23 protein-coding genes are annotated in these 23,817 nt (G+C 60.0%); 5 read left to right on the forward strand and 18 right to left on the reverse strand.

Annotated elements, in window-relative coordinates:
• Window positions 1-40 precede the first annotated feature (40 nt).
• The gene (locus F560_RS24610) at window positions 41-1,090 is read right to left on the reverse strand and encodes a GNAT family N-acetyltransferase (RefSeq protein ID WP_019005777.1); all 1,050 of its coding nucleotides are present in this window, start codon (window positions 1,088-1,090) and stop codon (window positions 41-43) included.
• 106 nt (window positions 1,091-1,196) lie between these two features.
• Window positions 1,197-1,580, reverse strand: a complete 384-nt coding sequence (locus tag F560_RS24615; RefSeq protein WP_019005778.1) for a helix-turn-helix domain-containing protein — start codon at window positions 1,578-1,580, stop codon at window positions 1,197-1,199.
• Between the two features lie 264 nt (window positions 1,581-1,844).
• On the opposite strand from F560_RS24615, the gene F560_RS0110955 reads away from it, so the two are divergent.
• Entirely contained in the window at window positions 1,845-2,069 is a 225-nt protein-coding gene (locus tag F560_RS0110955) for a hypothetical protein (protein WP_019005780.1), read from the forward strand.
• A 59-nt stretch (window positions 2,070-2,128) separates the two neighbouring features.
• On the opposite strand, the gene F560_RS0110960 is transcribed toward F560_RS0110955, so the two are convergent.
• The 4 genes from F560_RS0110960 to cysT all read right to left on the reverse strand — a co-directional run bounded on the left by F560_RS0110960 (window position 2,129) and on the right by cysT (window position 6,013).
• Window positions 2,129-3,217, reverse strand: coding sequence for a sulfate ABC transporter substrate-binding protein (locus F560_RS0110960; protein WP_019005781.1), 1,089 nt, complete (start codon window positions 3,215-3,217; stop codon window positions 2,129-2,131).
• A gap of 51 nt (window positions 3,218-3,268) precedes the next feature.
• Complete coding sequence (locus F560_RS0110965; RefSeq protein ID WP_019005782.1) at window positions 3,269-4,336, reverse strand: sulfate/molybdate ABC transporter ATP-binding protein; 1,068 nt, start codon at window positions 4,334-4,336, stop codon at window positions 3,269-3,271.
• 67 nt (window positions 4,337-4,403) lie between these two features.
• Window positions 4,404-5,210, reverse strand: a complete 807-nt coding sequence (locus tag F560_RS0110970; RefSeq protein WP_019005783.1) for a sulfate ABC transporter permease subunit — start codon at window positions 5,208-5,210, stop codon at window positions 4,404-4,406.
• The gene (cysT, locus tag F560_RS0110975; RefSeq protein WP_019005784.1) at window positions 5,207-6,013 is read right to left on the reverse strand and encodes a sulfate ABC transporter permease subunit CysT; all 807 of its coding nucleotides are present in this window, start codon (window positions 6,011-6,013) and stop codon (window positions 5,207-5,209) included. The genes F560_RS0110970 and cysT overlap by 4 nt, the downstream gene beginning before the upstream one ends.
• A gap of 281 nt (window positions 6,014-6,294) precedes the next feature.
• On the opposite strand from cysT, the gene F560_RS0110980 reads away from it, so the two are divergent.
• Window positions 6,295-6,696, forward strand: coding sequence for a secondary thiamine-phosphate synthase enzyme YjbQ (locus F560_RS0110980; RefSeq protein ID WP_019005785.1), 402 nt, complete (start codon window positions 6,295-6,297; stop codon window positions 6,694-6,696).
• Between the two features lie 33 nt (window positions 6,697-6,729).
• Here F560_RS0110980 and F560_RS0110985 read toward each other — a convergent pair whose 3' ends face one another.
• Window positions 6,730-7,362 carry a YigZ family protein gene (locus tag F560_RS0110985; protein WP_019005786.1) on the reverse strand — a complete coding sequence of 211 codons (633 nt, stop codon included), beginning with the start codon at window positions 7,360-7,362 and terminating at the stop codon, window positions 6,730-6,732.
• Window positions 7,363-8,044: 682 nt separating this feature from the next.
• On the opposite strand from F560_RS0110985, the gene F560_RS0110990 reads away from it, so the two are divergent.
• Window positions 8,045-8,263 carry a hypothetical protein gene (locus tag F560_RS0110990; protein ID WP_156828955.1) on the forward strand — a complete coding sequence of 73 codons (219 nt, stop codon included), beginning with the start codon at window positions 8,045-8,047 and terminating at the stop codon, window positions 8,261-8,263.
• Between the two features lie 114 nt (window positions 8,264-8,377).
• Here F560_RS0110990 and F560_RS0110995 read toward each other — a convergent pair whose 3' ends face one another.
• From F560_RS0110995 to F560_RS0111025, 7 genes are all read right to left on the reverse strand, one after another.
• On the reverse strand, window positions 8,378-9,559 hold the full coding sequence (locus tag F560_RS0110995; RefSeq protein WP_019005788.1) for an amidase: 1,182 nt from the start codon (window positions 9,557-9,559) through the stop codon (window positions 8,378-8,380).
• A 96-nt stretch (window positions 9,560-9,655) separates the two neighbouring features.
• Window positions 9,656-10,885 carry a pyridoxal-phosphate-dependent aminotransferase family protein gene (locus F560_RS0111000; RefSeq protein WP_019005789.1) on the reverse strand — a complete coding sequence of 410 codons (1,230 nt, stop codon included), beginning with the start codon at window positions 10,883-10,885 and terminating at the stop codon, window positions 9,656-9,658.
• Window positions 10,882-12,168, reverse strand: a complete 1,287-nt coding sequence (locus F560_RS0111005) for a M20 family metallo-hydrolase (RefSeq protein WP_019005790.1) — start codon at window positions 12,166-12,168, stop codon at window positions 10,882-10,884. Before F560_RS0111005 ends, F560_RS0111000 begins: the two co-directional genes overlap by 4 nt.
• Window positions 12,169-12,218: 50 nt before the next feature.
• Window positions 12,219-13,595, reverse strand: a complete 1,377-nt coding sequence (gene allB, locus F560_RS0111010) for an allantoinase AllB (RefSeq protein WP_019005791.1) — start codon at window positions 13,593-13,595, stop codon at window positions 12,219-12,221.
• Between the two features lie 87 nt (window positions 13,596-13,682).
• Window positions 13,683-14,810, reverse strand: a complete 1,128-nt coding sequence (locus F560_RS0111015) for an ABC transporter substrate-binding protein (protein ID WP_019005792.1) — start codon at window positions 14,808-14,810, stop codon at window positions 13,683-13,685.
• 54 nt (window positions 14,811-14,864) lie between these two features.
• Window positions 14,865-15,728, reverse strand: coding sequence for an ABC transporter permease (locus F560_RS0111020; protein WP_019005793.1), 864 nt, complete (start codon window positions 15,726-15,728; stop codon window positions 14,865-14,867).
• The gene (locus F560_RS0111025) at window positions 15,721-16,467 is read right to left on the reverse strand and encodes an ABC transporter ATP-binding protein (RefSeq protein ID WP_019005794.1); all 747 of its coding nucleotides are present in this window, start codon (window positions 16,465-16,467) and stop codon (window positions 15,721-15,723) included. Before F560_RS0111025 ends, F560_RS0111020 begins: the two co-directional genes overlap by 8 nt.
• Before the next feature lie 214 nt (window positions 16,468-16,681).
• Between F560_RS0111025 and F560_RS0111030 the strand changes: the two genes are divergently transcribed.
• On the forward strand, window positions 16,682-18,304 hold the full coding sequence (locus F560_RS0111030; RefSeq protein ID WP_019005795.1) for a PucR family transcriptional regulator: 1,623 nt from the start codon (window positions 16,682-16,684) through the stop codon (window positions 18,302-18,304).
• Entirely contained in the window at window positions 18,301-18,735 is a 435-nt protein-coding gene (locus tag F560_RS23040; RefSeq protein ID WP_019005796.1) for a DUF2306 domain-containing protein, read from the forward strand. The genes F560_RS0111030 and F560_RS23040 overlap by 4 nt, the downstream gene beginning before the upstream one ends.
• Here F560_RS23040 and F560_RS0111040 read toward each other — a convergent pair.
• From F560_RS0111040 to F560_RS0111055, 4 genes are all read right to left on the reverse strand, one after another.
• Window positions 18,715-20,652: an FAD-dependent oxidoreductase gene (locus tag F560_RS0111040; protein ID WP_019005797.1), complete on the reverse strand. Its 1,938-nt coding sequence runs from the start codon at window positions 20,650-20,652 to the stop codon at window positions 18,715-18,717. The two genes, F560_RS23040 and F560_RS0111040, sit on opposite strands and share 21 nt — an antisense overlap.
• Window positions 20,653-20,803: 151 nt before the next feature.
• Window positions 20,804-21,916: a glycoside hydrolase family 88/105 protein gene (locus tag F560_RS0111045; protein ID WP_019005798.1), complete on the reverse strand. Its 1,113-nt coding sequence runs from the start codon at window positions 21,914-21,916 to the stop codon at window positions 20,804-20,806.
• A 14-nt stretch (window positions 21,917-21,930) separates the two neighbouring features.
• Complete coding sequence (locus tag F560_RS0111050) at window positions 21,931-22,806, reverse strand: carbohydrate ABC transporter permease (RefSeq protein ID WP_019005799.1); 876 nt, start codon at window positions 22,804-22,806, stop codon at window positions 21,931-21,933.
• 21 nt (window positions 22,807-22,827) lie between these two features.
• On the reverse strand, window positions 22,828-23,781 hold the full coding sequence (locus F560_RS0111055; RefSeq protein WP_019005800.1) for an ABC transporter permease: 954 nt from the start codon (window positions 23,779-23,781) through the stop codon (window positions 22,828-22,830).
• Window positions 23,782-23,817 lie beyond the last annotated feature (36 nt).

A 23,817-nucleotide genomic window follows, 5' to 3' on the forward strand; every position in this document is an offset into this window, starting at 1 on the left:
GCTTTTTTGCAAATAAGGCGAAAAGCCGGCGAAGATCCGGTCATTTCGGCTCGAGATTTTTTTCCAGCGTAAAAAATTTGACGGTTCCCGCAGGACGTATGGCCAATTCCTGATCCGCGATCTCGTAGCCCATGTTTTCAAACAAAAACATCTTTTTATGTATCGACTGTCGAACCTTGCATCGGCTGATCCTGACGCCCTTCGTTCTTCCCTTGAGCTCGACCCATTCGACCAGCTTGCGGGCATATCCGCGCTTGCGGCGGGAAGGGACGACGGCAAGCCGGAAAAAGACGATCGCATGGTCCTCAAAGCGGTACCGGACCGCGCCGACCGGATTTCCGTCCTCGTACAAGATGCCGGCGAATTCCCGCTGTTCGGCCAGCGCTTCGCGAATTTGCGATTCCGTTTCCTCAAGCGCGCTCGAGGGCGGAACGGCAGCCCGGTATTCCTCAAACGCGGCCAGCGTGACGGCATGCAGCGCTTGCGCGTCCTCCGGACCGGCGTCGCGAATTTCGATCGCCGGGTCCGCCTTCGGCTTCCGCTCGGAATCGGCGGTCTGCCGAATCTCCGGCAGCTCGTCCTGACTGCCGGCTTCCTCCGGCTCCCGGGTCTTGGCGTCCTCCGCGACCTCCTCAGCCCCGCCCGCGGTTTCAACCGGCGCGGCCGCTGCGGGCGAAGCCGATTGGCCGCCTTCGAAGTAAAGGCGGGACGAGCGCAACAGGAGCAATACGACGATGACCAGCGACAACAGCAGTTGGACCGGATTGCTCGAGGAAAGCCAGAAAACGAGAAGGGCGAGCAAAATCGACAGCATCCGTTTTTTCTTGGCGATCGAAACGAGCGTCAGGACAAGCGCCAACAGCAAAGGCGCAAGGTTCACGGCCACAAGCCAGAAATGCTTCGCCTCGTACTCCTCCGGCGCAATCCCGAACATCGAGTGCAGCGTCCGGGTCTTGTAATCGGTCCAGCCGCTCCAGGCCCCGTCGGGGACGACGAGCAAAAGCAGGGAGACGGCCAGAATAAAGGCAAACATGGCCAGCTTGAAAACCAGCAGAAGCTGGGCGACGCGGATCGAATTCGGCTTAGGCAAAGGACAACCTCCTGAAGATAGGAAATAAAGGTTAGGGTTAAGACCGATCTATCATGAATACGTCGAAGCATGCCTTACGTTTCAGTATCCGTGAAGCGCGGAAAGCTCATTCGTCCGCTTCGCCTTCGCTTTGCGAGTTGCGCTTCTCCTCGCGCTTGCGCTTCTCTTTCAGCAGCCGGAACATCTCCAGACTGTCGAGCAGATACCTCGCTTCCTCGTCGGTCAGATTTTCCTGAACGCCGTTCACATAAATGCGGTTGCCGGCTCCTTCGCCGCCTTTGCCGTTTTGTTCCCCCAGCAGCAGCCAGTCCAGCGAAACCTCGTACAGCGAAGCCATCTCCCGCAAAATATCGTTATCCGGTTGGGATTTGTTGTTCTCGTATTTCGAAATCGTCGTAAAATCGATTCCCAGCTTGTCCGCCACCTCGTTCTGGGTCAATCGTTTCTGATGCCGCGCCTGCTTCAAGCGCTTCCCGAACGTGTCGGCCATCGGTATCCCCCCTTATAAAACACAGTATAAAAGATTTGATTTCCGGTCCATATAATGTTGAAGAATTTTCAAAATAGAAGTTGTTTTATGATATATTTTCAAGTTAAAATAGGGTATATTGAAATATTTTCAATAAGGAGAGATTTTCTCCATGTTAGACGCTCCCTATTGGTTTTGGATCATTATCGCCCCGTGTCCCTTGGTGACGCTGTATTTGGAAATGCGCCACCGGCGCAGGCAATCCCGCGAAAAGGAGCCGAGAACATGAAGGTCGTTTGGCATTTGCCGGAAGGCGCGGTTTACGAGAGCCGGTATTCGGACGTCGAGCAATTGCTGTTCTTGCTCCGGATGGTCAGCTCCGTTCAGGTAAAAGAGACGGCATATGCCATCGGCGAAACGGTATTGGCGGTCGGGGGAGAGGACGAGCTGTCGCTCAGCGTGCGGTTAAAAACAAAAGGCCTCCCCCATGAAGAGGTTCGGCCGAATTAGGCGTCCGGGAAACCAAGAAAGGAGCGGCCGTCTTCGGCAGCTCCTCGTCCGTTCCGTATTCAAATTCCCGCCAGCACCTGGTACCAGACGCCGCGGCTGGAGTAGAGCGTCTTGCGCACCTCTTCCCATCCGCCCAGGTAATGGATGTCGAACAAGTCCTTCGGCTGCGGAAAGCGTTCCCGCCACTTCGCCTCCACCTCGGGCCGAACCGGGCGGAAACCGTGCCGGGCGAACACTTCCTGCGCCTTCTCGCCGTGCAGAAAGGCGACAAACGCGTCGGCGGCTTCCCGGACGCCGTGGCGGTCGGCATTGACGTCGACGACAGCCGCCGGATTCTCGATGAGAATCGTCCGGCTCGGCGTCACGACGTCGTAATCGACGCCCTGCGCGATCCGGGCGAGCAGCTCGTTCTCATAGGTGACGATGACGTCGCCGACGCCGTATTCGAAGGCCGCCATCGATGCGCGGCCGCTCTTGTCCATCGATTCGATATTTCGATGCACAGCCTTAAGAAACCGCTTCGCGTATTCGGGGTCTTTGACGCCCGTCTTCGCCTCCGATTCCTTCAGCCCGTAGCCGTACAAGGCGTTAATGTCCCATTGCGCCCCCCCGGACGTTTTCGGATTCGGGTACAGCACTTTGACGCCCGGGCGGGCCAAATCGTCGAAATCGTCGATGCCGAGCGGATTGCCGGGCCGCGTCCCCATCACCACGATCGATCGCGTAATCATGCCGCCGTCCGTATCGTTTTTCCAATCGGAGCGCAGAAATCCCGCCTTTACGATTTTGTCCATATCGCCTTCCATGGACAGAACGGCCACATCGGCCTCGAAGCCCCCTGCGATCGAGCGGGCCTGCGTGCCGGACGCTTCGTACGACTCCTGGAACTTGACGTCCTGGCCGGTTTTCGCTTTCCACTCTTCCCGGAAAAGGGGCATAATTTCCTGCAGCGCATCCTTCGCTACGGAATAGGCGCCCACCACAAGCGTCACGCTTGTCCCGGAGCCCTTGGCGGACGATGAATGGTCCGCGGAAGGCTGCGCATTTCCGCCGCATCCGGCGACCGTACCCGCCAGCAGCAGCAAAATGCCCCAACCCGCAAGTCCGGTGATCCGGTATCGTAAAGGTTTGCGGCTTCCCGGTTTCATTCCTTTTCCTCCCTGCGATGCCTGCGTAGGCTCCCGCTGCCGATCCGCCGGTCAAATTTCGAACGCGATCGGGCCTGCCTTCAGTTTGTTTTCCATGACCCAGCTGTCGTTATCGTTAAACAAGTAGGCTCTGTGCACGAGCACCAGCACCTCGTCCCCCTCGCGAAGCACGTCTTTCTCCAGAGAGCGGTAGGTGACCAGCTTGTTCTCGCCGACCTCCACTTCGACCAGCCACTCGCTCCCGCGAAAATGGACATGGCTGACGCGGCCTTTTTCGGTCGCGGACAGCAGTTGGGTGAAATCCTCTTTAAAGCCGACTTCGATGTATTCCGGGCGAATAAGCGCCCGCGTTCCCGGCCAGGCGGAGACGTCCTCGAAACCGCGAAGCGAGGCGATGTTCTCGATGACGGTGGATTCCCCGATAAAGCTCGCCACAAACGGCGTCTTCGGGTCCTTGTAAATTTCCCAGGGCGTGCCCTTCTGTTCGAGACGGCCTTTGTTGATGATCATGATCTCGTCCGCGACCTCGATCGCCTCGTCCTGGTCGTGCGTGACGAAGATGGACGTGATGCCGAGCCGGTCGATCATTTCCCGCAGCCAGGAGCGCAGCTCGTGGCGGATTTTGGCGTCGATCGCCGCAAACGGCTCGTCAAGCAGCAGCAGCTGCGGCTCCGGGGCGAGCGCGCGCGCGAACGCCACCCGCTGCCGCTGGCCGCCCGAAAGCTGGTGCGGATACCGCTTTTCGAACCCGGCCAGGCCGGTCAGTTCAACCAGTTCGTCCACGCGGGCTTTGATTTTCGCTTTGGGCCATTTCTTGACCTGCAGGCCGAACGCGATGTTTTCCGCGACCGTCATATGTTTGAACAGGGCATAGTTCTGAAACACGAAGCCGATGCCGCGCTCCTGCGGAGGCAAATCGTTGACCCGTTGCCCGTGAAACAAAATATCGCCCGAGTCCGGCTGTTCCAGACCGGCCAGCATGCGAAGGATGGACGTTTTGCCGCCGCCCGAAGGTCCCAGCAAGCCGATCAGCTGCCCTTTTTCAATCGTAAAGTGGACATCGGTAACTGCCTGAAACTCGCCGAACTTTTTGTTTAACCCGCGAACCTCCACATGCATGGCCCTTGCACCCTTTCGATGATCTTCTCGTCGGTATTTTGATCCGTTGCCGGCTGCTCCCTTGCGCTCATCCGTGCCTGCCGGCGGAATTTCGCGACTTGGCCCACTCCATAAACAGCAGCAGGCCGATCGAGGCCGCCGCGAGCACAAGCGCAACCGAATTGGCTTCCGTCAAATTGAAGTTTTCGACATCCTGGTAAACGAGCGTCGTCGCCGTCTGGGTTTTGAACAAAATATTGCCCGACACGACGAGCACGGCGCCGAATTCGCCCAAACAGCGCGAGACGGTCAGCACGACGCCGTAGACGACGCTCCAGCGGATCGACGGCCACGTGACCCGCCAAAACGTGGTCCACGGATAAGCGCCGAGCATATGAGCCGCCTCCTCCTGCTGCGTTCCGATCTCCTGCAGCACCGGCATAACCTCCCGGATGACGAGCGGGAAGGTGACAAACAGCGTCGCGATGAGCATGCCGGGCAGCGCGTAGACGATGTCGACGCCCATTCGGCCGAGCAGCGCGCCAAGCGTCGTCTCGGGCCCGAGCAGCAGGACGATCATGAGGCCGCCGATAATCGGCGATACGGCAAACGGAAGGTCGACAATGCTGTTGAGCAGCCGTTTGAGCTGCGGCCGCAGCCACTTCGCGCGAACGAGATAGACCGCAAGCATGACGCCGAACAGCGTATTGATCAGCGTAACGGCGACGGCGATAATGCCGGTCATCATCAGCGCGTGAAGCGCTTCGGGCCGGGTCAATCCCGCCGCGAAGCCGCGCCAGCCTTCTTCCCAGGCGCCCGCGGCGATCCGGACGACCGGCACGATCAGCAGCAAACCGAACACGATATAGGTTAATCCGATCCAAAGCCGCCTCATCCGTTTGTCCTCCGGGTCTGCATGTAGTTTACGATCCATAGAATGACAAAGGAAAAGGTAAGCAGCAGCACGGAGACGGCGGCGGCTCCCGCCGGATTGTCGCTTTCGATTTCTCCGAAAATATAGACCGACGCCACAAGCGTCTTGGCGGGAATATTGCCCGCCACAAGGACGACGGCGCCGAATTCGGCCAGCGAGCGGGAGAAGACCAGCATCGCGCCGCTGACGATGCCCGGCACCATAGACGGGAGAATCACCCGAAAAAACGTCTTGGCCTTCGACGCGCCAAGCGTATAGGAAGCCTCCTCCTCGGAGGGGTCCAGCTCCTCGAGCAGCGGCTGGATCGCGCGAATCACGAACGGAAACGTGACAAATACCATCGCAACGACGATGGCCGGCTCGTGAAACAAAATCGTAAAGCCGAGCTGCTCCGCGCCTTGGCCGACCCAGCTTCTCGGACCGAGCAGCAGCAGGATCATCAGCCCGACGACGGCGGTCGGAAGCGCGAACGGCAGATCGACCAGGCTGTTGAGGAAACTTCTGCCGGGGAACCGGTAACGGATCAGCACCCAGGCCGCCATCGTCCCGATCAGCACATTGACGGCGGTGGCGATCAGGGCGAGCTTGACCGTCAGCATCACGGCCTTCCAGGCGATCGGTTCGGTCAGGTTGTGAACGAACGCGTTCCAGCCATCGGACAACGATTGTCCGTAAATGCCCAAAATCGGAAAAACGATAAGCAGGACAAAATAGAGCATGACGGCGCTGCGGAAACCCCAGCTCCACCATCGGCTGCGCAGCATGTTAGTCACGTATGCGAAACCTCCCGGGATATGAGCCGAACATAATTCCTATGAAAATAGTAGGTATTGTTAATGTAGCAGATGAGCGCTTCTCCCGTCAATGTCATTTGGCGAAAAATCCGTAAAATATGAGCGAAATTGATTTATTTCATAAGTACCGTTTATGAGCAAAAAGTACCGTTTATGGGACAAAAGGGGCGCCGATCGAACGGAAAGGGCTATGCCGAGCCGAAACGATCCGTTATAATCGTGGGTAAAATGTCGAAGGAGAGATTGTCCGAATGCTGCACCGCGAACAACTGCGCACATCCCGGCGCGACGAGATGATCGACATCACCAGAACGGTTGCCGCCGCCGTCAGCCGCTTCGGCCTCAGCGACGGGATCGTGATCGTCTATTGCCCGCACACCACCGCCGGCATCGCCATCAACGAAAATGCCGATCCCGACGTAAAGCGGGACGTGCTGATGCGGCTCGACGAAGTTTTTCCGTGGGAACATCCGAAGTACCGGCACGCCGAAGGCAACACCGCTTCGCATTTGAAGGCGATCACAACGGGCACGTCCCAGACCGTTATCGTGTCCGAAGGCAGGCTGCTGCTCGGCCGCTGGCAAGGGATTTACTTTTGCGAGTTCGACGGGCCGCGGGAACGGCATTATTTTATAAAGGGGATCAAAGGCTGATTGGCCAAAGCCGGATTTTCGAAGCCGGCTCCTTTATTCCCCTTCGATGAAGTATCGGTCCTCCCCGGTCGAAATCTGCGCCCGGCCCTGCGTCAAGTCGGTCATCCAGGCCACGAAGCGCTCCGCTTCGGGAACTTCCGGCCAACAAACGATGCGTACCCGATCGGTAAAGGAAATGTCGCCGAGCCGGGTGCCTCTTTGGCGCAGTTCGTTTTCCAGCTTGCCGTACCACGTGTAATCGACATCGACGACCACTTCCCGGTGGAGCACCTTCACGATCGGCCCCGCCGCGTCGATGCCGGCCACCGCGCCGTCCGTGTACGCCCGCACCAGTCCGCCCGCGCCCAGCAGGATGCCGCCGAAGTAGCGGGTGACGACGACCGCCGTATTTTTCAACCCCCGGTTCTTGATCACTTCCAGGATCGGCTTGCCGGCCGTCCCGCTCGGCTCCCCGTCGTCCAGCGCCTTCTGAAATTCGTCCCGCTCTCCGACCACATAGGCGGAGCAGTTGTGCGTGGCATTCCAATGCTGCTTCTTGATCGATTCGATGAACGCCACCGCTTCCTCCTCGCTCTCCACCGGCCGCGCATGGCCGATAAAACGCGATTTTTTGATCACGATTTCGGAGCTGCCGTAATCTCGTACCGTTGCGTATTTGAGAAGCATGCGATTCTTCCTTTCATCCTGCTGCCTGGCGTAGTCTATAAAGCATGTAAGATATGCATAAAAGTGTGCTAGTCTGCACAAAGCGCGTAGTTCCAAATCGTGCGCGCAGGTTTTAACTCAAAGTTTTGTCACACACAATTGTGCAGATGTCATATAGCGAGTTGGTCTACACAAAGCATGTAAGTCTACATCAAGCACGAAGTCTACATCAAGCTCGTGCGCGCGCAAGTTCTATTATACAGGAAAAACGCCGAATGGCGTTCATGCAGGCAGACTTCTCTTCAGGCGGAAAGGTTCGATGATTTCATTCGCCTGTTCGAGTGATTGGCCGATCCAGTGCGGGTGCACGGGACGTTAGCATGGGCAGGGAATGCGGAGCACAGGTATGTTAGAAATACGGTTCATGAGGCGTGCAGGAACGCAAGTATATGGGGCAGGGGCGGTTGCACGGGAGGGTGCAGGCGCAGGGAAGATGGCAGGTAATGGACAGACAATCCGTTATGAAGGCCATTTAGCAGGAAAAACGAATGGTTGCGGACAGGAGATCCGTTAAACCCCCGGAAAACCGTAAAAAGGCGCAAGTTTTGCGTGATTAGCGGAACCTGTGTCCGAAGTTTCTCGATTTCAGCGGTCTTTGGGCCGTATAACGGAACGGTGGTCCGATGTTCCCGGACGAACGAGGTTGTGGACGGGGTTGCGGACGGCCGAACCCCAATCGCAAAACGGCCCCGGCCGATACCCGCTCACGTTGGAGCGTCAAGGGATCGGCAAGAGCCGTATCCATCAAGAGCCGCACTCCAGATTTAAGGGGCTGTACCGCTGGGCGGACTACATGGCGGTGGAGCACCAAGCCTGGGAGCAATGCAGTGTACTGGCACAGCCGCTCGGCCGCCTGCAGTAGTCCCGACACTGCAGCGCATGACTGACGCGGGCCCGCCGCTGCAGGGCAAGCTTGCCCCAGACCCGCCACTGCGGCGCAAGCCCGCCGCTGCGGCGGGCTTGCGCCGCAGAGCCGTCAGGCGCCTGGACGCGCTGCGCCAAGCCGCTCCGCAAGCTCCAGCAGCGCCAGATCGCGCCCGCTTCCCGCGATCAGGGAAAGCCCGACGGGCGCGCCGTCCGCGGAGCCGAACGGAAGCGTCACCTGCGGCAGTCCGGCAAGGCCGGCGATGCAGCACAGCAGAAGCGTCTTAAACCGGAACGCTTCAAGCTGCTCGCGCGCCAGTTCCAGCCGCGGCGCCGGTCCCGGAGCGGTGGGGATGACGAGCAGGCCGTCCCGCCCCAGCAGCTCGATCATCTGTTCCCGAACCCGGTCCCGAACGGCGGCGGCGGGCCTACGGTCGTCTTCCGTCAGCGTGGCGGTCCAGCGGAACCGTTCGGCGATGCCGCCGCCGAATTCCGGCTTCGTCCGCTCGATCCATTCCCCGTGCGTACGCCAGATTTCCCGGCCTTGCAAAATGCGGAACGCGTCCATCCAGCGCTCCGGCCCGCCTTCGCCGGCCAGCATCACGCGTTCCGCCGGGCCGACCGCCCGCTCGACCGCCGGAACGAACGGACGCAGCGCTTCGGCGGAGACGCCGGCGGCCGCCCAGACGTCTTCGGGCACAAGCAGCCGGCCGAAAGGCGGCTCCGACGGCTGCCGCGGCAACAGCGCCCGGCCGACGGCCAGCAGCGTGCCCGGGTACCTCGCCATCCAGCCCACGGTGTCAAAGCTCGGCGCCAATGGAATGACGCCTTCCGCGGAGACGGCCCCGTGGGACGGACGAAAGCCGTAAATGCCGCAGTACGACGACGGAATGCGGACCGAGCCCCCGGTATCGGTGCCGAGCGCGAAGTCGGCTTCGCCGGCGGCGACGGCGACGGCCGAACCGCTGGAGGAGCCGCCGGGTATGCGGTCCGGAGCCTTCGGATTGACCGGCGTTCCGTAATGGGCGTTGACTCCGTTCAGGTCGTACATCAGCTCGTCCGTATGCGTAACGCCGGACAACCGCGCGCCTTGCTCCAGCAGCCGGTCGATCGCGTGCGCATTCGCCGCCGCGGGTTCGTGGGTGCGGAGCCAGTCCGGATTCCCTGCGGCATTGCGGTGTCCCTTGACGGCAAAAACGTCTTTGACCGCGAAGGTAAGGCCGCTTAACGCTCCTTCTCCCTTCGGCGGCACCGTCACATGCCGGTCATAATAAGCTCCGAAACGATCGGCCACAAGCATCCCCCTTTTGAATCCTGATGGGATTTTTCATTTAGGTCCCGCCTAAGCTTCCATCCTAAAATTCCATCTAAACTTCCCCAAACTTCCATCCTAAGCTTCCATATAGACGTCCAGAGCGGCCTGCACGGCTTTGCCGGCGTCGATCTTGGCGTTGTGGCGGATCAGCGCCGCTTCCAGCGCGCCCAGCGTATGGAGCACGTTGTTTTTTCGGCAGCTGTAGCCCATCGTGCCGATGCGCCATATTTTGCCGGCGAGCGGACCGAAGGAGCTGGCGATTTCGACGCTGAACTGCCTGAGCAGCATGTCCCGGACCGATTCGCCGTCAATCCCCTCGGGGATGTTCACGCAGGTAACGACGGGCAGCTTGCAGGCGGGATCCCCGAACAGCGTAAGGCCCATCGCCCGAAGGCCGGCGACAAGCGCCCGCTCGTGAAGCCGGTGGCGCGCGAACCGCTCTTCAAGCCCTTCCTCCAATACGATGCGCAGGCCTTCCCTGAGCGCGTACAGCATCGAGGTCGCTTCGGTATGATGGTTGAGCCGCCGCGGCCCCCAATAGTCGATCAGTTGGCTCAGGTCGAAATAGTTGCTTTGAATCGTCCGTCCCGGCCGCTCGGCGTCCATCGCCGGATTGCGGATGCCGCGCTCGACCCGCTTGCGGGAATTGATCTTTTGCTCCGCCCGCGCATTGAAGGTGATCGGAGCCATGCCGGACGGGACGGACAAATTTTTCTGCGTTCCGCCGATGGCGGCGTCGATGTACCATTCGTCCGTCTTCACGTCCACGCCCCCGATCGTGGCCACGACGTCCACGACGAACAAGGCGTCGTGCTCCCGGCACGCCTTGCCGATGTCCCTAAGCGGCTGCATCCGGCCCGTCGACGTTTCGCCGTGAACGATCGCGACGACGTGCGGGCGCACCTGCCGGATTTTGGCGATGACCTCTTCCGGATCGAAGACGGTGCCCCATTCCCGGTCCATCGTAATCACTTCCGCGCCGCACCGCTCCGCGATTTCCACAAGCAGATGGCCGAACCGGCCGAAAATCGGCACCAGCACCTTATCGCCGGGCGCGATGAGGCTGACCATTACCGCCTCGATCCCGGAGCGCGACGTTCCGTCCACCGGAAAAGCCTGCGCGTTCGCCGTTTGGAACACCTCCCGGAGCATCTCCATCGTCTCGTTCATCAGCCCGGTGAACTCGGGATCGAACTGGCCGAGAATCGGCGTCGCCATCGCCCGCAGCACGCGCGGGTCCGCTTCGACCGGGCCCGGCGTCATGATGGTGCGCTGAGAAGGAGCGAGGTCTTGATATTTTTTCATCGGAATCCCTCCTTGTACCCGTACAGAAACAACCATTCCGCAAGCGCCGCGATGCCGTCCGCCAGATGCTCGGGCTCGCTGTACTCGGCCGGGGAATGGCTGACGCCCGCCCGGCTCGGCACGAACAGCATCGTCGTCGGGCAGACCGCCTGAAACACCTGCGCATCGTGGCCCGCCCCGCTGTACATCGTGCGGTAGGCATACGCATGCGCGTCGCAGATGGACGCCATCGTCCTGTTCATGTCCGCGTCCATCCGGATCGGAGCCGCGTTCATCCATTCGTCGAAGCCGACGGTGAGCTTCCTCCTCGCTGCAATCTCCGCAAACGCCCGCCGGAAAAGGCCGCAGAACCGGTCAAGCTCTTCCTCGTCCTTGTCGCGGACGTCAACGGTAAACGTCACCTCGCCCGCGATGACATTCGCCACATTGGGAAGCACCTCCAGCTTTCCGGTCGTGGCGACCAGGCCGCCGCCGCCGAGCAGCGCTCCCTTCTCCAGCCACGAGATCATTTCGGCCGCTCCGGCCATGGCGTCTTGGCGTCCGGCCATCGGCGTCGTCCCGGCGTGGTTGGCGACGCCCCCGACGCGGACCGTGAACCGCCGCTGCCCGACGATGCCCTCCACGATCCCCAGCGAGAGCTTCTCCCGCTCCAGGACGGAGCCCTGCTCGATATGCAATTCGATAAACCCCGCCAGCTTCTCCCTGCGCGGTGGGCGGTATGCGCCCTTTCCGAATCCGGCGGCTTCCATCGCTTCCTTTAGCGAAACGCCGTCCTTATCGCAAACGGGCGGCACGGCCGCAATATCGTATTTGCCGCAAATGTTGCCCGATCCCCAGTAGGTTAACGGGAACCGGCTGCCTTCTTCTTCGCACAGCGACACGACTTCAATCGTTCGCAGCGGCGGCCCGAACTTGTCACGCAAGAACTCGAGCGCAATCATGCCCGCCAAAATGCCGTACGCCCCGTCCAGCTTGCCGCCGCAAACCACGGTGTCCACATGGGAGCCCGTCAGAAGCGGCGCCGCGTCCGGGTCCCGTCCCTGCAAACGGCCGAACAAATTGCCGCAATCGTCATAATACGGACTTAGGCCGCCGGCGGCCATCCTGTCGGCCAACGCCTTCTGGGCGGCGCACCATGCCTTGCCGTACAGAAGCCGCGTAACCCCTCCCGATTCGTCCGCGCCGAACCCGGCCAGCCATTCGACCGCATCCGCGATGTCCGCCGCAAAACGGGAGCGGTCCGAATCGGAAATGGGCACTGCCGGCAATCGTTTTTCGGACATTCCAATCTCCCCCTTTCGCGTTCCCTTTCGCGTTGCATCGGCCGCCGGCCTTAACCGCCCTTCGGCAGGGGCGCAAGCAGCCTGCCTTCCGCCGGCCGGACAATGCCCTTCCGCAGGTCGTACACGACGGTTCCGCGCAGAACGGTTTGCCGTACGCGGCAGTGCATCGTTTTTCCGATATAAACGTTTTGCTTGTGCCGGTCGTACAGATGCTCCCTTCGCAGAACGTACGGGGCAAATTCGACGACCGCCACGTCGGCGTCCGCGCCGACGGCGATTTCCCCTTTGCAGGGAGCGAGCCCGAACCGTCGCGCGGGGTTGGCGGACAGCAGCCTGCAAAGCAGCGGCAGCTCGAGCCCGCGAACCCTATGTCCTTCTCCGAGCACCAGCTCCAGCGAGTTTTGCGCCGCGGCGATGCCGCCCCAAATTTCAAACCAGTCGTCCGACGCTTTCCAATCCGGCGGACAGGGAGAGTGATCGGAACTGATCATGTCGATCTCGCCTTGCGCGATTGCCTGCCACAAGCCTTCCAGCTCCTTGCGGGTACGCAGGGGCGGAGCGCATTTGGCAACCGGTCCGATCTCCTCCAGCGCCTCTTCCGTCAGCGTCAGATAGTGGGGGCACGTTTCCAGCGTAACGTCAAGGCCGGCCCGCTTGGCCGCGCCGATCTCCCTTACCGCCTCCGGACTGCTGATGTGGACGAAGTGAAGCGCGCATCCGGTTTGCTCCGCAAAGAACAGCGCGCGCCGCACCGCTTCCAGCTCGGCATACACCGGCCGGGTCCGCGCATAATCGGCCGGACCGGAAAGCCCGCGCCGCGCCTTATCCGCGGCAAGCGCCCGGATCACCGCTTCGCTTTCGGCATGCAGCGCAAGGATTTTGCCGAGCCGGGCGATCTCCTGCATGCCGCGGTACAGCTCCGTATCGTCCACTTCGCGGAAAGCCCCTTCCTGCTTGCCGCCGGCAGCCGACATGAACGCCTTGAACCCGATCACGCCGGCTTCCGCCATCGGGGCCAGCTCCTCCAGGTTGCCGGGAACAAGGCCGCCCCACAGCGCGTAGTCCGCGTTGGACCGCCCGGCCAACAGCCGTTTCTTCTGCTCGACCGCCGCCAACGTCGTCGTCGGAGGCAGGCCGTTGAGCGGCATGTCGAAATAAGCGGTGCATCCCCCCGCCGCCAAAGCGGCCGAACCGGTCGGGATGCCTTCCCAATCCTCCAATCCCGGCTCGTTAAAGTGAACGTGGACATCGATCATGCCGGGAACGACGACATGCCCGTCCGCCCGAAGCACCGACTCCGCTTCTTCGGCCGGCAGCTTCCCGATCGCCGCGATGACCCCTTCCCTGATGCCGATGTCCGCCTGTTCGACGCGGTCGCCGAATACGACCCGTCCGCCTTGGATCAGCAGCTCGAATGTGGCTCCCATTCCGAATTCCTCCCCCGTGCGGTCCGTCCGCGCCCCGGTAAACAGCGATCCCGGGGTCCTGCGCCCCGGGACCGGACAGCCGCTCGATTAAAATTCCGCCTTGACAAGCTCCGGCGCGACCTCTTTCAGCAGGCTCAAATCGTGATAGCTTTTCGGATCGACCAGCGCCTTGATGTTGCCGACGCTCTTCATGTAATTGCCGACCGCCTCGCCGTTGCTGTCGTTCACGTAGTTGTCGTTCACTTCCATGCTGTACACGTTGCGGTTCATGATCTCCGTCAGCTCCGCTTCCGTCAGATGAAGCTCGGGCGCGAGAATTTTGATCGCTTCCTCGCGGTTTTCGTTGATGTAGTCGGTCGCCCGTTTCAGCGCGCGAAGCACGGCTTTGATCGTATTCGGGTTTTTCTCCAGAAAATCGTCGGTCACTTGCAGCGTCGTATGCACGCTCATCCAGTTCACGTCGCCCTTTTTGTCCGGCAGCTCGGATTTCGTGCCGCTGAACAGGAACTTGCCTCCGCCTTGAATCGCCTTCGTGATGAACGGTTCCCAAGCCGCCATCGCGTCGATGTCGCCTTTTTCCAGCGCGGTTACCGCGTCGCTCGGCGCGAGATTGACGTACTTGATCTTGCTCGCGTCAACGCCAAGCTCCTTGGCCATATTGTTGATGGCAATGACCACGTCCGCGCCGCTCGGCACGCCGATCGTTTTGCCTTCCAGATCTTTGGCGCGGGTCAGGTTCAGGTCTTTCGCGCCGACGACCGCCTGCGTCCCGGCAATTTGCGCCAGCGGCGCGACGATCTTGACGCCCACGTTGTTGGACGTGAGGATGATGTCCATAAAGTTCGTTTGAATGCTGATCGGCGCGCTGCCTCCCGCCACCATCGGCCCGATGTCCGGCCCGCTTTCGATCAATTGGTTCGTGACGTCGAGCCCTTCGTCTTTGAAGTAGCCCAATTTGTCCGCGATGATTTGCTGCGAGGAAATTTGGGCGTCGCGAACGCCGACCAGCGTAAAGCTCTTCAGTTCGATCCCGCCGTCTCCGGCCGCTTCGCCGCCCGATGCCGGCGCCGTCGCGGAAGAGGAAGGCGCGCTGTCCGACCCGCCGCTTGCCCCGCCGCTTTCCGCATTTTGATTCGATCCGCACGCCGACACTAATGCCATCGACAGTGCAAGCAGCATCGTTCCCGTCCACTTCGTCCACGTTCTCTTTTTCATCTGGATGACCTCCGCTTGAACATGTTGTGTTATCCCATTCGTCCGTTTATCCTGTTACTTCTCGACCGCACTTCGAACTCCGTTTTGGCGCCAGTTCACCAGCCTCCTTTCAAGCAGCTTCAGCAGATAGGAGAAGAGGCTGAATTCCAGGCCGATCAGCACGATCGCAACAAACATGTTGCTCATCTTGAAGTAGTTGCGGGCGTCCACGATGATATAGCCCAGCCCGGATTTGGCCCCCATCATCTCGGAAACGATCAGCGACGAAAAGCCCAATCCCAGGCTGACTTGCGCGCCGACGAAAATACTGGGGATCGCGGAAGGGAAAACGACTTTGAAGAAAATGTGCCGCTCCTTGGCCCCCAGGCTGAGCGCCGAGCGAATGAGCGTCGGATTGACCGACTTGAGCCCGTCAAGCGTGTTGGTCAGCACCGGCACGAACGTCGTCCAGGCGATCAGCAGCACTTTGGGCACTTCACCGATGCCGAACCAGATAATGAAAATCGGCAGCAAAGCCAGCGCGGGAATCGGTCCGAGCAGGTTCAGAATCGGGCTCAGCCAGTATTCGACCCGGGCATATTTGTTCATGAGGACGCCGACGGCGATGGCCGAAACCAAGCCGATCAAAAAGCCCAGCAAAATCCGGACCGTGCTGGCCGCGATGCTTTCCGTAATGAGGCCCGTCTGCCCCAAGTACCACATTTCCTTCACCACGTCGGACGGGGCCGGCAGAAAAATCGGATTGAAATATTCGTACGACTCGTTCAAGGTGCTGACGATTTCCCAAACGAGCAGAAACACGGCGATCGGAACGAGTCCCATCCGGTCCTTCCAGCGAAACGGCCTGCGGACCGCCGCTTTCCCGCCCTCGGCGATCGCCGCGCCCTGCGGCGCTGCGGATGATGCCGGTCTAGTCATGAATCCCCTCTCCTTGATCGTCCGTCAACATTTTTTGGATGCGCCGAACGAGCTCGGCGTACTCGGGATGAGCGATGTCGCGCGGACGGTCCATCGTCACCCGGAACGTTTCCGCCACGTACCCGTCCTTCATCACCAGGATGCGGTCGGCCAGGTACACCGCTTCGCTGACGCTGTGCGTGATGAACAGGATGGAAATCTTTAATTCCAGCCAAATGCGCAGCAGCTCTTTCTGCATCATTTCCCGGGTCAGAATGTCCAGCGCGCCGAACGGCTCATCCATCAGCAGCAGATCGGGCTCGCTGGCCAGCGCCCTCGCGATGCCCACCCGCTGCTTCATGCCTCCGGAGAGCTGGTCCGGGTAGCTGTCCGCGTATTCCTCCAATCCGACCAGCTTCAAATATTTGCGCGCGATCTCCCGCGCCTCCGCTTTGCTTTTGCCCTGCACGGAGGGGCCGAAGGCGATATTGTCGAGCACGTTATACCAAGGAAACAGGGCGTGGTCCTGAAAAACGACTCCCCGCGACTTGGAAGGTCCCTTGACCGGAATTCCGTTCACCGTTACGGACCCTCTGTCCGGCTGCAAAAATCCGGCGACCAGGTTGAGCAATGTGGATTTGCCGCAGCCGCTGTGGCCGAGTATGCAAATGAATTCATGAGCGTCGACGCCGAAGCTGACGTTTTTCAAAACCCGTTTATCGGCGTAGCCTTTCTCGACGTTCTCCACGGCCAAATGCATGTCTCCCACCCCCAATGGAATTTTGTCAATTTATTTAACATCATTAGATACCGTTGGTTACATATTATCACATACCGCGTTCATTACAATATAAACATCGCACAAAATTGCCATATTGTATTGTGTTTATTGCACAACGTCACGTTTTCGGGCATAATTTTATTGTAAAAGTTTATTTCGTGTAATTTTTTATTACATAAAAAGGGGTGGGCTTATGCAGTTGGTTGAACTGCTGCGGCTGCCGGCATACCGGAACGTTCGCGTCCTGGCCGGCAAGAGAGGATTGTCTCGTCAGGTTAAATCGGTCAATATGATGGACGCCCCCGATATCATTCACTTTTTGAAACCGAACGAGCTGCTGCTGACGACGGCTTACGCGATTCGCGAGAAACCGGAAGAGCTGCTGAAGCTGGTCCGGCAAATGGCCGACAGCGGGTGCGCGGGACTCGGCATCAAAACCAAGCGGTTTTTGCAAAAAATCCCGGACAGCGTATTCGAGCTCGCCGACGCGCTCGACTTTCCGCTTATCGAGCTTGCGCTTGAGCCCTCCCTTGGCGAGCTGCTGCAAGCTTCGCTCAGCTGCATTATGGAAAAGCACAACGAGGAGCTGAATTACGCGATCGCCCTGCACCGCGATTTTTCCCGCATGATTATGCAGGGCAAAGGAATCGCTTCCGTCATCGACTCGCTGTCCCGGGTCGTCGAGGGAACGGTTCTGCTCATGAACCACCGCTACGAAGCGATCTTCTCCTCCAAGCCGCTGGCGGAGCCCGTCTGCGAGCAGCTTCGGAAACAGACGCAGGCCATGATGTCCGGGCTTCACGGCGCGGACGACCAGACGGTCAGCTCCTGCTTTTTTTCCGCCAACGAGGACGAACGCGCCGAAGTGTTTTTTTACCGTATCCAACTGCCTAGGATGACGTTTTTTCTGATTTTGGTGGACGCGCGGATCGACGGGTCGCCTCTGCCGCGGTTGGCCATCGAGCAAGCCGCCAACGTCATCGGGTTCGAGCTGATGAAGCAGCAGGCCGTCAAGGAGCGGTCGCGCCGGTTCAAGAACGAGTTTTTTGAAAATCTGGTGGAAGGGCGGTTTGCTTCGGCGGAGGAAATGCTGCATTTGGGGAAGCGCTACGGGCTGCACGAATTGTTTCCTTGCCATTTGATCGTGGGGAAAACGGACGACGCCGCCGGGGAAGCCGAAGACAGCCTGTTCAACAAGCGGGACGATATCTACGAATCGCTGAAATCGGCGCTGTCCGGGCACGGGCTGCAGTATGCGATTTTTAACAAAAAAGAGCTGTTCGTGCTGCTTGTGAAGCGGAAGAGCGGGCTGCATCCGGACGGCGTCCCGCTGCCGCGCCTGCTGGCCGATTTCCAGGAGAAGCTTTACCGGTCCGAACAAATTTCGCTGTCATTCGGTATCGGCAACCCGGTGGAACAGCCGACGCACCTGCCGAATGCGTTTAAGGAGGCGCTGAACGCCCTGCGCCTGGGCTACCAGTCGAAGCAAACGCGGTTTGTCCAGATCTATCGCGCGAAGGAAGTGATCGAGCTGCTTCAGATGATTCCCGGGGAAGCGCGCCGCGACTTTTACAAGGAAACGTTCCGGGGGCTTGCGGACATCGACGCCGGGGAACGGGAAGAGCTGCTGAATACGGCCCGGGTGTTTCTGGAAACGCAATGCCAGATCGCGGAAACCGCCAAGCAAATGTTTATTCACCGCAACACGGTCGCTTACCGCATGGCCAAATTTGAAAAGCTCACCGGCCGCAGCCTCCGCGATCCGAACGATTCCCTTCGGTTCCGGCTCGCTTTCCTGCTGGAAGAGCTGCAATGATTCGGTGCCGGGCCGCAACGAGCCGGATTCGCGTGCAGCGCCGAACGTTTCATCGGATCAACGGCTATGTCTATCTGATTTCCGTCCTGATCGTCGTCATCACATCCGGATATATGGCGCCTTACGCAACGGGAGGAAAAGCGGTCGGCATAGCGTTTAACGCGCTGAATATCATTTGGCCGTGTATGACCGTTGCCGCGTTGGTCAAAATCAAGAAGAAGCAAGCGGACCGGCACCGGAAATGGATGATCCGAAGCTACACTTTTTGCTTCACGAATCTTTTCATCCATCTCATCGCTTCCGTTTTCCATCGCGGGCTCGGGCTCGGGTATCCGGCCGGCTACACGGTCGGCGTCTACGGCGCCATCCCGCTTCTGTTCGTTTTGGCGGAAGCCGTCATCCGAATGGCTTCATCCAAATCGAAGGCCTAACGCTTTTTCGGCAAAGTCCCGAATCAGCATGTATGTGTCGCCGTTCGTCAGGCTGCTGCGGTCGGCGATGGTGTCCAGCGACGGCCGGGTCAACCAGCCGCGGCGAAGCAGCTCGCCTAGCGCGTCGCCGCAGGCGACGGCACCGGCGCCATCCGCCGCCCGGAGGAGGATGCAGGCGGCATCGTCAAGCGTCAGCGGCTGCTTCGCCGGCTCGGCGATGCCGCTAAGCGGGACGGGCATGCCGCCGCGGAAGCGTTCCGGGTGCAGATGCCGGATGCGGCGGATGGCGTAGCAGAAGCGCCGGACGTTCGTTTTGCTATCCAGCTTCCAGCCGTCGTTGCGCACGCCCCCGTACGCGAGGTTCATGCTGGCCGCGGCCAACAGCCCCCTGTACTGCTGATGCCGCATATAGTCCGGAACGGGGAGCTTCGGGACCGTTAAGTCCACGCCCTGCTCGACGAGCAGCCTCCGCAGTTCGGCGACTAGCGCGGGCGATCGGGACAGTTCCCGGAAGGTGACGCCGCGGTCAAGCGCCACCTTCGCCGCCGCGCCCGCGGCTTGTCCGGTCGCCATGCCGAGGGGAACGACTCTGGCGCTGCCGTGCGGGATCGTATCGTAGCTGGCCGAGCGGCCGACGACTAGCAGACCGTCGATTCCTTGCGGAACGAGGCAGCGGAAAGGTACGCCGTACTGGCCCGGCTTCATCAGCACCGTTCCCTGCGAATCCCGTCCCGTACTCTGAATATCGATCGGGTAAGAACCGTACGCGATATCGTCTTCATGGCTGCGGTTTTCCATCACGTCCGCCAGCGTCAACCGGTATTCGCCGATCAGGTGGCGGGACTCGCGGATATAAAGCTCGGACGCCGTTCCGGCGTACTTCAGATCCTTGAACTCCGGAAACGTCGTCTTCAGAAATTCGGCGATGCGCGGAGCCTCGCGCCGCCCGACGGCAAGCCCGCGCCGGACGGAACCGGGATCGAGCGGATTGACGCCGAACAGCTGCATCGCATTGATCAGAATCGTGCCGTCGTTCTGCCGTCCGATGTTCAGGCCGCGCAGCCGCACCTTGGAGGGGTCGCTCGGGTTGTAGCGGGCGGCGTCTTTGTAGCCCCATATGCTCATCCGATCCATGCCCGCATCGGGGTGGCTGCCCAGCTTCTCCCATCTTTCCTGCGTGACGCCGCTCATGTTGAACACGAGCGTCGACGCCATCATCCCGTTTTTCTCGCCGATATCCTCCCGTCCGAACGTGAAGGCGGCTCCTGCGGCGGCGGCAATGTCGCCGTCCTGGGTCGCGTCGATCACGGCGCCGGCGCGCACCCTAAGCACCGAACCGTCCTCGCGGACCAGTTCCATGCCCGTTACCTGAATCCGCCCGCCGGCGCGCCGGGTCAACGGCTTCCAATTCTTCACCCGCATCAGCAAGTCGATGCCGGGCTCGTCCCGGACCAGCTTGTAGAAGGCGTTGGCCGCCGTCGTCGTGTCGAACGAGCTTCCTTCCACCATGCCGTACCACTCCTGAAAAATCCCTTTGTTCAGAAACCGGGGACCGACGACGGTTTTGAGAAAACGCGGCTGCTCCGGAGCGTAATTCAAGTCCAGCATGTTCAGCCCGCCGCAGGTCAAGAGCCCGCCCAGCATCGTGCGTCCCCGTCCGTCCGCCAGCAGCACGCGCAATCCGCTTCGGGCGGCGGACAGCGCCGCGGCGATGCCTTCGGGATCGGTGCCCGCGACGATCAGGTCGTATTCGCTTGCGATAGGGGCCGACGGCTCCACCCTCGCGAGCGGTCTGCTTTTGCGGGCATTCGCGAATCGGTTGTCGAAAAGGTCATGCCACCAGGCGGCGGACAGGCCGGCCAGAACCATGAGGGCGAGCGTAAGCAGCGAAATCCGGTACAAAAGCGTTCTGCGCATGACGGGTTCCTTTCATTTGTCTGGCTGCGTCTCTCTCCTTATCTTGGACTGCGTTTCGGCCTGCGATTCGCCTATTTCCAAGCAAAGGAGGGATCGATCCCGTCCGTTCGCCGCATGCGCCGCACGTCCGTCCGCCCCCCGCACGCCTAGTTTATTCGGCTCTGCGCATGCCGAGTTTATGCAGCTCCACGCACGCCATGACGAACGCGCCCACGCCGTGCAGATCGTTGCTGCTCGTCGGCCGGGTCACGTAGTTCTCATAGTCCCCCGCCGAAGTGCCGATGCAGATGCCGGGGAGCACGAACCGCCCTTTCGCATCCTCGCGCACCCTTGCGAGCAGTCCGCGGTAGGCCCGGAGCGCCGCTTCCGTATGTTCTGCGCCCAGCACGCCTTGGCGAACGGCGCTGGCCAGCGCGTAGACGAACAGGCAGGTGCAGGAGGTTTCCAGCCAATTGTCCGGCCTGCCCCCTTTGTCCACGACCTGGTACCATAATCCGCTCTCGTCCTGATAGCGAAGCAGCGCCAGCAGGAAATCCCGCTGCGCCTCCATAAGCTCATTCCGCTCCGGCATATGCGCAGGGAGCAAGTCGATAAACTGGGACAGCGCCAGGCCATACCAGCCGAGCGACCTTCCCCACAGCTCCGGCGAGCAACCGGTGGCGGCGTCGGCCCAAGGCATGCGCCGTCTCTCGTCCCAGGCATGAAACAGAAGTCCCGTCGCCTCGTCCCGCATATGCCTCCGCATCAGCCGTTCCTGCAGCAGCACCATGCCGCGCAGCCCTTCGTCCCCATAGGCGTTCGCGTACTTGAGCGCGAACACGCCGCCCATGTACAGCCCGTCCAGCCACATCTGATAAGGATACTTGTCCTTATGCCAGAAGCCGCCTTCGCTCGTCCGGTTCAGCGTGTCGAACAGGCTGCGCAGCTTGCCCGCGGCAATCCGGTACTTGTCGAGGCCCGTCCGCCTGTGCAGCCGGAACAGCAGCAGTCCGGCCTGAATCGCGTCCAGCTCGTCCCGGGCGAAAACCAGATTCCCGAATTCGTCGATCAAGTCGTCCGCATAACCGCGGATATACGCTTCGTACCGTTCGTCTCCGGTCTCCTCCAGCAGCATTTCCATCCCGCAGAGGAAGACGCCCTGATGGTAGTGCCAGCGGTGCGCCGGAGGCAGCTCGCCAGGCGCGTATTCGCTCATGATCGCCTCGCAGGCCGCCTCGGCCCACCCGATCGGCGTCCGCTCTTCTCCGCCGTTTTTCGCCGTCATTCTTCATCCCCCCGCTATCCTTTGATCGAACCCAGCATGGCGCCTTTGGCAAAATGTTTTTGCAAAAACGGATACACGAGTAATATCGGCAACGTCGCCACGACGATCACCGCCATTTTGACGGATTGTTCCGGAGGCGGCACCTCGGAGTCCAGGCTCGAGCTGTAATCCATGCCGCTGGCGAGCACGACGATTTGGCGCAGCAGCACCTGGATCGGCCACATCTCGCTTTTGTTCAAATAAAGGATGGCGCTCATGTAGGTGTTCCAGTACGTCACCGCGTAAAACAGCGAAATGGTGGCGATGGCCGGCATCGAAAGCGGCAGCACGATGCGGAACAGAATGCCGAAATCGCTGCAGCCGTCGATTTTCGCCGACTCTTCGAGGCCGTCGGGAATGTTTTGAAAAAAGTTTTTCAAAATAATCAGGTTAAACGCGGCGATCGCCGACGGCAAAATGAGCGCCGCATAGGTGTCGATCAATCCGAGCTCCTTGACGACCAGAAACGTCGGAATCATGCCGCCGTTGAACAGCATCGTGAACACGACCAGAAACATAAGGACGCGGCGTCCGTCCAAATCCCGGCGCGAGAGCCCGTACGCCATGAGGGATGTCAAGAGCATGCTGAGCAGCGTTCCAACCAGCGTGGTGCCGATGGAGACCGTCATGGCGCGGAAAAGGGTGCTGGTCGAAAAAATAAACCGATACGCGTCCAAGCTCCACACGGTCGGGATGAGAATGAATTTTTTGGCGGCAAGCTCCGCGTTCGTCGTAAACGAGCCCGCCACGACATGGATGAACGGGAGCACGGTGACGAGCGCGACAAGGGCCAGCAGCGCAAAATTGACCATCGAAAACAATCGGCCGGCAAACGAACGGTCCTCTACCATCGGTTTCCCCTCCCTTTGGCTTTAATAGATGCCTTCCTCGCCGAATTTTTTGGCCAGCCTGTTGGCGAGCATGACAAGCACCAGCCCGACCGCCGATTTGAAGAAGCCGACGGCGGCGCTGTAGCTGAATTGCATTTGGCGAAGCCCGGTCGTGTAGACGTACGTATCGATAATTTCAGCGACGTTGCGGTTCATAGAATTGAGCAGCAGGTACACATGCTCGAAGCCAAGCTCCAGCACATCGCCAATTTTCAGAATCAGGAGGACGATAATGACGCTTCGGATCGCGGGCAGCGTGATGTGCCAGATTTGCCGCAAGCGTCCGGCCCCGTCCATCCGCGCCGCTTCGTACAATCCGGGATCGATCGAGGCGATGGCCGCCAGATAAATGATCGTTCCCCATCCCGCTTCGCGCCAGATCACCTGAAGGATATAAGTGGGTCTGAACCATTCGGGGGAGAGCAGGAAATTGATTTTGGAAAAGCCCAATTTGACCAGCAGCTCGTTGATGATGCCGCCGTCCATCGTCAGCATGACATAGCTGATCGAGACGATGATCACCCACGACATGAAGTGGGGAAGGTAAACGAGCGTCTGGAACAGCCGCTTGAAGAAGGCGCTTCTGACCTCGTTCAGCATGAGCGCGAGCACGATCGGCACGGGAAAATAGAACAGCAGGTTCAGGCCGAACAGTATCAGCGTATTCGAAAGGATTTTCCAGAAATCCGGATGGGTAAAAAGGCGCTCGAAATGCGCGAACCCCACCCATTCGCTTCCGGTGATGCCCTTGAACGGCTTGTAGTCCTGAAAGGAGATGACAAGCCCGAACATCGGAATATATTTGAAAATGAGAAAATACAAAATGCCGGGAAGAAGCATGACGTATATCCATCGGTTCCTCCACAAGCGCTTCCGCAGCTCGCTCGTCGAGTGCACGGAAACCTCTTGCGGACGGACCGCAGCCGTTTCCTCCATAGCTCCACATCCTTCCGTGTCGTTCAGGTTAACGCG

Source organism: Cohnella laeviribosi DSM 21336 (assembly GCF_000378425.1).
Classification (GTDB): domain Bacteria; phylum Bacillota; class Bacilli; order Paenibacillales; family Paenibacillaceae; genus Cohnella; species Cohnella laeviribosi.

Coding starts and splice junctions, on each gene's coding strand:
- F560_RS24615 (WP_019005778.1), bottom strand. CDS start 1,580: ATGGCCGACACGTTCGGGAAGCGCTTGAAGCAGGCGCGGCATCAGAAA.
- F560_RS0110955 (WP_019005780.1), top strand. CDS start 1,845: ATGAAGGTCGTTTGGCATTTGCCGGAAGGCGCGGTTTACGAGAGCCGG.
- F560_RS0110960 (WP_019005781.1), bottom strand. CDS start 3,217: ATGAAACCGGGAAGCCGCAAACCTTTACGATACCGGATCACCGGACTT.
- F560_RS0110965 (WP_019005782.1), bottom strand. CDS start 4,336: ATGCATGTGGAGGTTCGCGGGTTAAACAAAAAGTTCGGCGAGTTTCAG.
- F560_RS0110970 (WP_019005783.1), bottom strand. CDS start 5,210: ATGAGGCGGCTTTGGATCGGATTAACCTATATCGTGTTCGGTTTGCTG.
- cysT (WP_019005784.1), bottom strand. CDS start 6,013: ATGCTGCGCAGCCGATGGTGGAGCTGGGGTTTCCGCAGCGCCGTCATG.
- F560_RS0110980 (WP_019005785.1), top strand. CDS start 6,295: ATGCTGCACCGCGAACAACTGCGCACATCCCGGCGCGACGAGATGATC.
- F560_RS0110985 (WP_019005786.1), bottom strand. CDS start 7,362: ATGCTTCTCAAATACGCAACGGTACGAGATTACGGCAGCTCCGAAATC.
- F560_RS0111000 (WP_019005789.1), bottom strand. CDS start 10,885: ATGAAAAAATATCAAGACCTCGCTCCTTCTCAGCGCACCATCATGACG.
- F560_RS0111005 (WP_019005790.1), bottom strand. CDS start 12,168: ATGTCCGAAAAACGATTGCCGGCAGTGCCCATTTCCGATTCGGACCGC.
- allB (WP_019005791.1), bottom strand. CDS start 13,595: ATGGGAGCCACATTCGAGCTGCTGATCCAAGGCGGACGGGTCGTATTC.
- F560_RS0111015 (WP_019005792.1), bottom strand. CDS start 14,810: ATGAAAAAGAGAACGTGGACGAAGTGGACGGGAACGATGCTGCTTGCA.
- F560_RS0111020 (WP_019005793.1), bottom strand. CDS start 15,728: ATGACTAGACCGGCATCATCCGCAGCGCCGCAGGGCGCGGCGATCGCC.
- F560_RS0111025 (WP_019005794.1), bottom strand. CDS start 16,467: ATGCATTTGGCCGTGGAGAACGTCGAGAAAGGCTACGCCGATAAACGG.
- F560_RS0111030 (WP_019005795.1), top strand. CDS start 16,682: ATGCAGTTGGTTGAACTGCTGCGGCTGCCGGCATACCGGAACGTTCGC.
- F560_RS23040 (WP_019005796.1), top strand. CDS start 18,301: ATGATTCGGTGCCGGGCCGCAACGAGCCGGATTCGCGTGCAGCGCCGA.
- F560_RS0111040 (WP_019005797.1), bottom strand. CDS start 20,652: ATGCGCAGAACGCTTTTGTACCGGATTTCGCTGCTTACGCTCGCCCTC.
- F560_RS0111045 (WP_019005798.1), bottom strand. CDS start 21,916: ATGACGGCGAAAAACGGCGGAGAAGAGCGGACGCCGATCGGGTGGGCC.
- F560_RS0111050 (WP_019005799.1), bottom strand. CDS start 22,806: ATGGTAGAGGACCGTTCGTTTGCCGGCCGATTGTTTTCGATGGTCAAT.
- F560_RS0111055 (WP_019005800.1), bottom strand. CDS start 23,781: ATGGAGGAAACGGCTGCGGTCCGTCCGCAAGAGGTTTCCGTGCACTCG.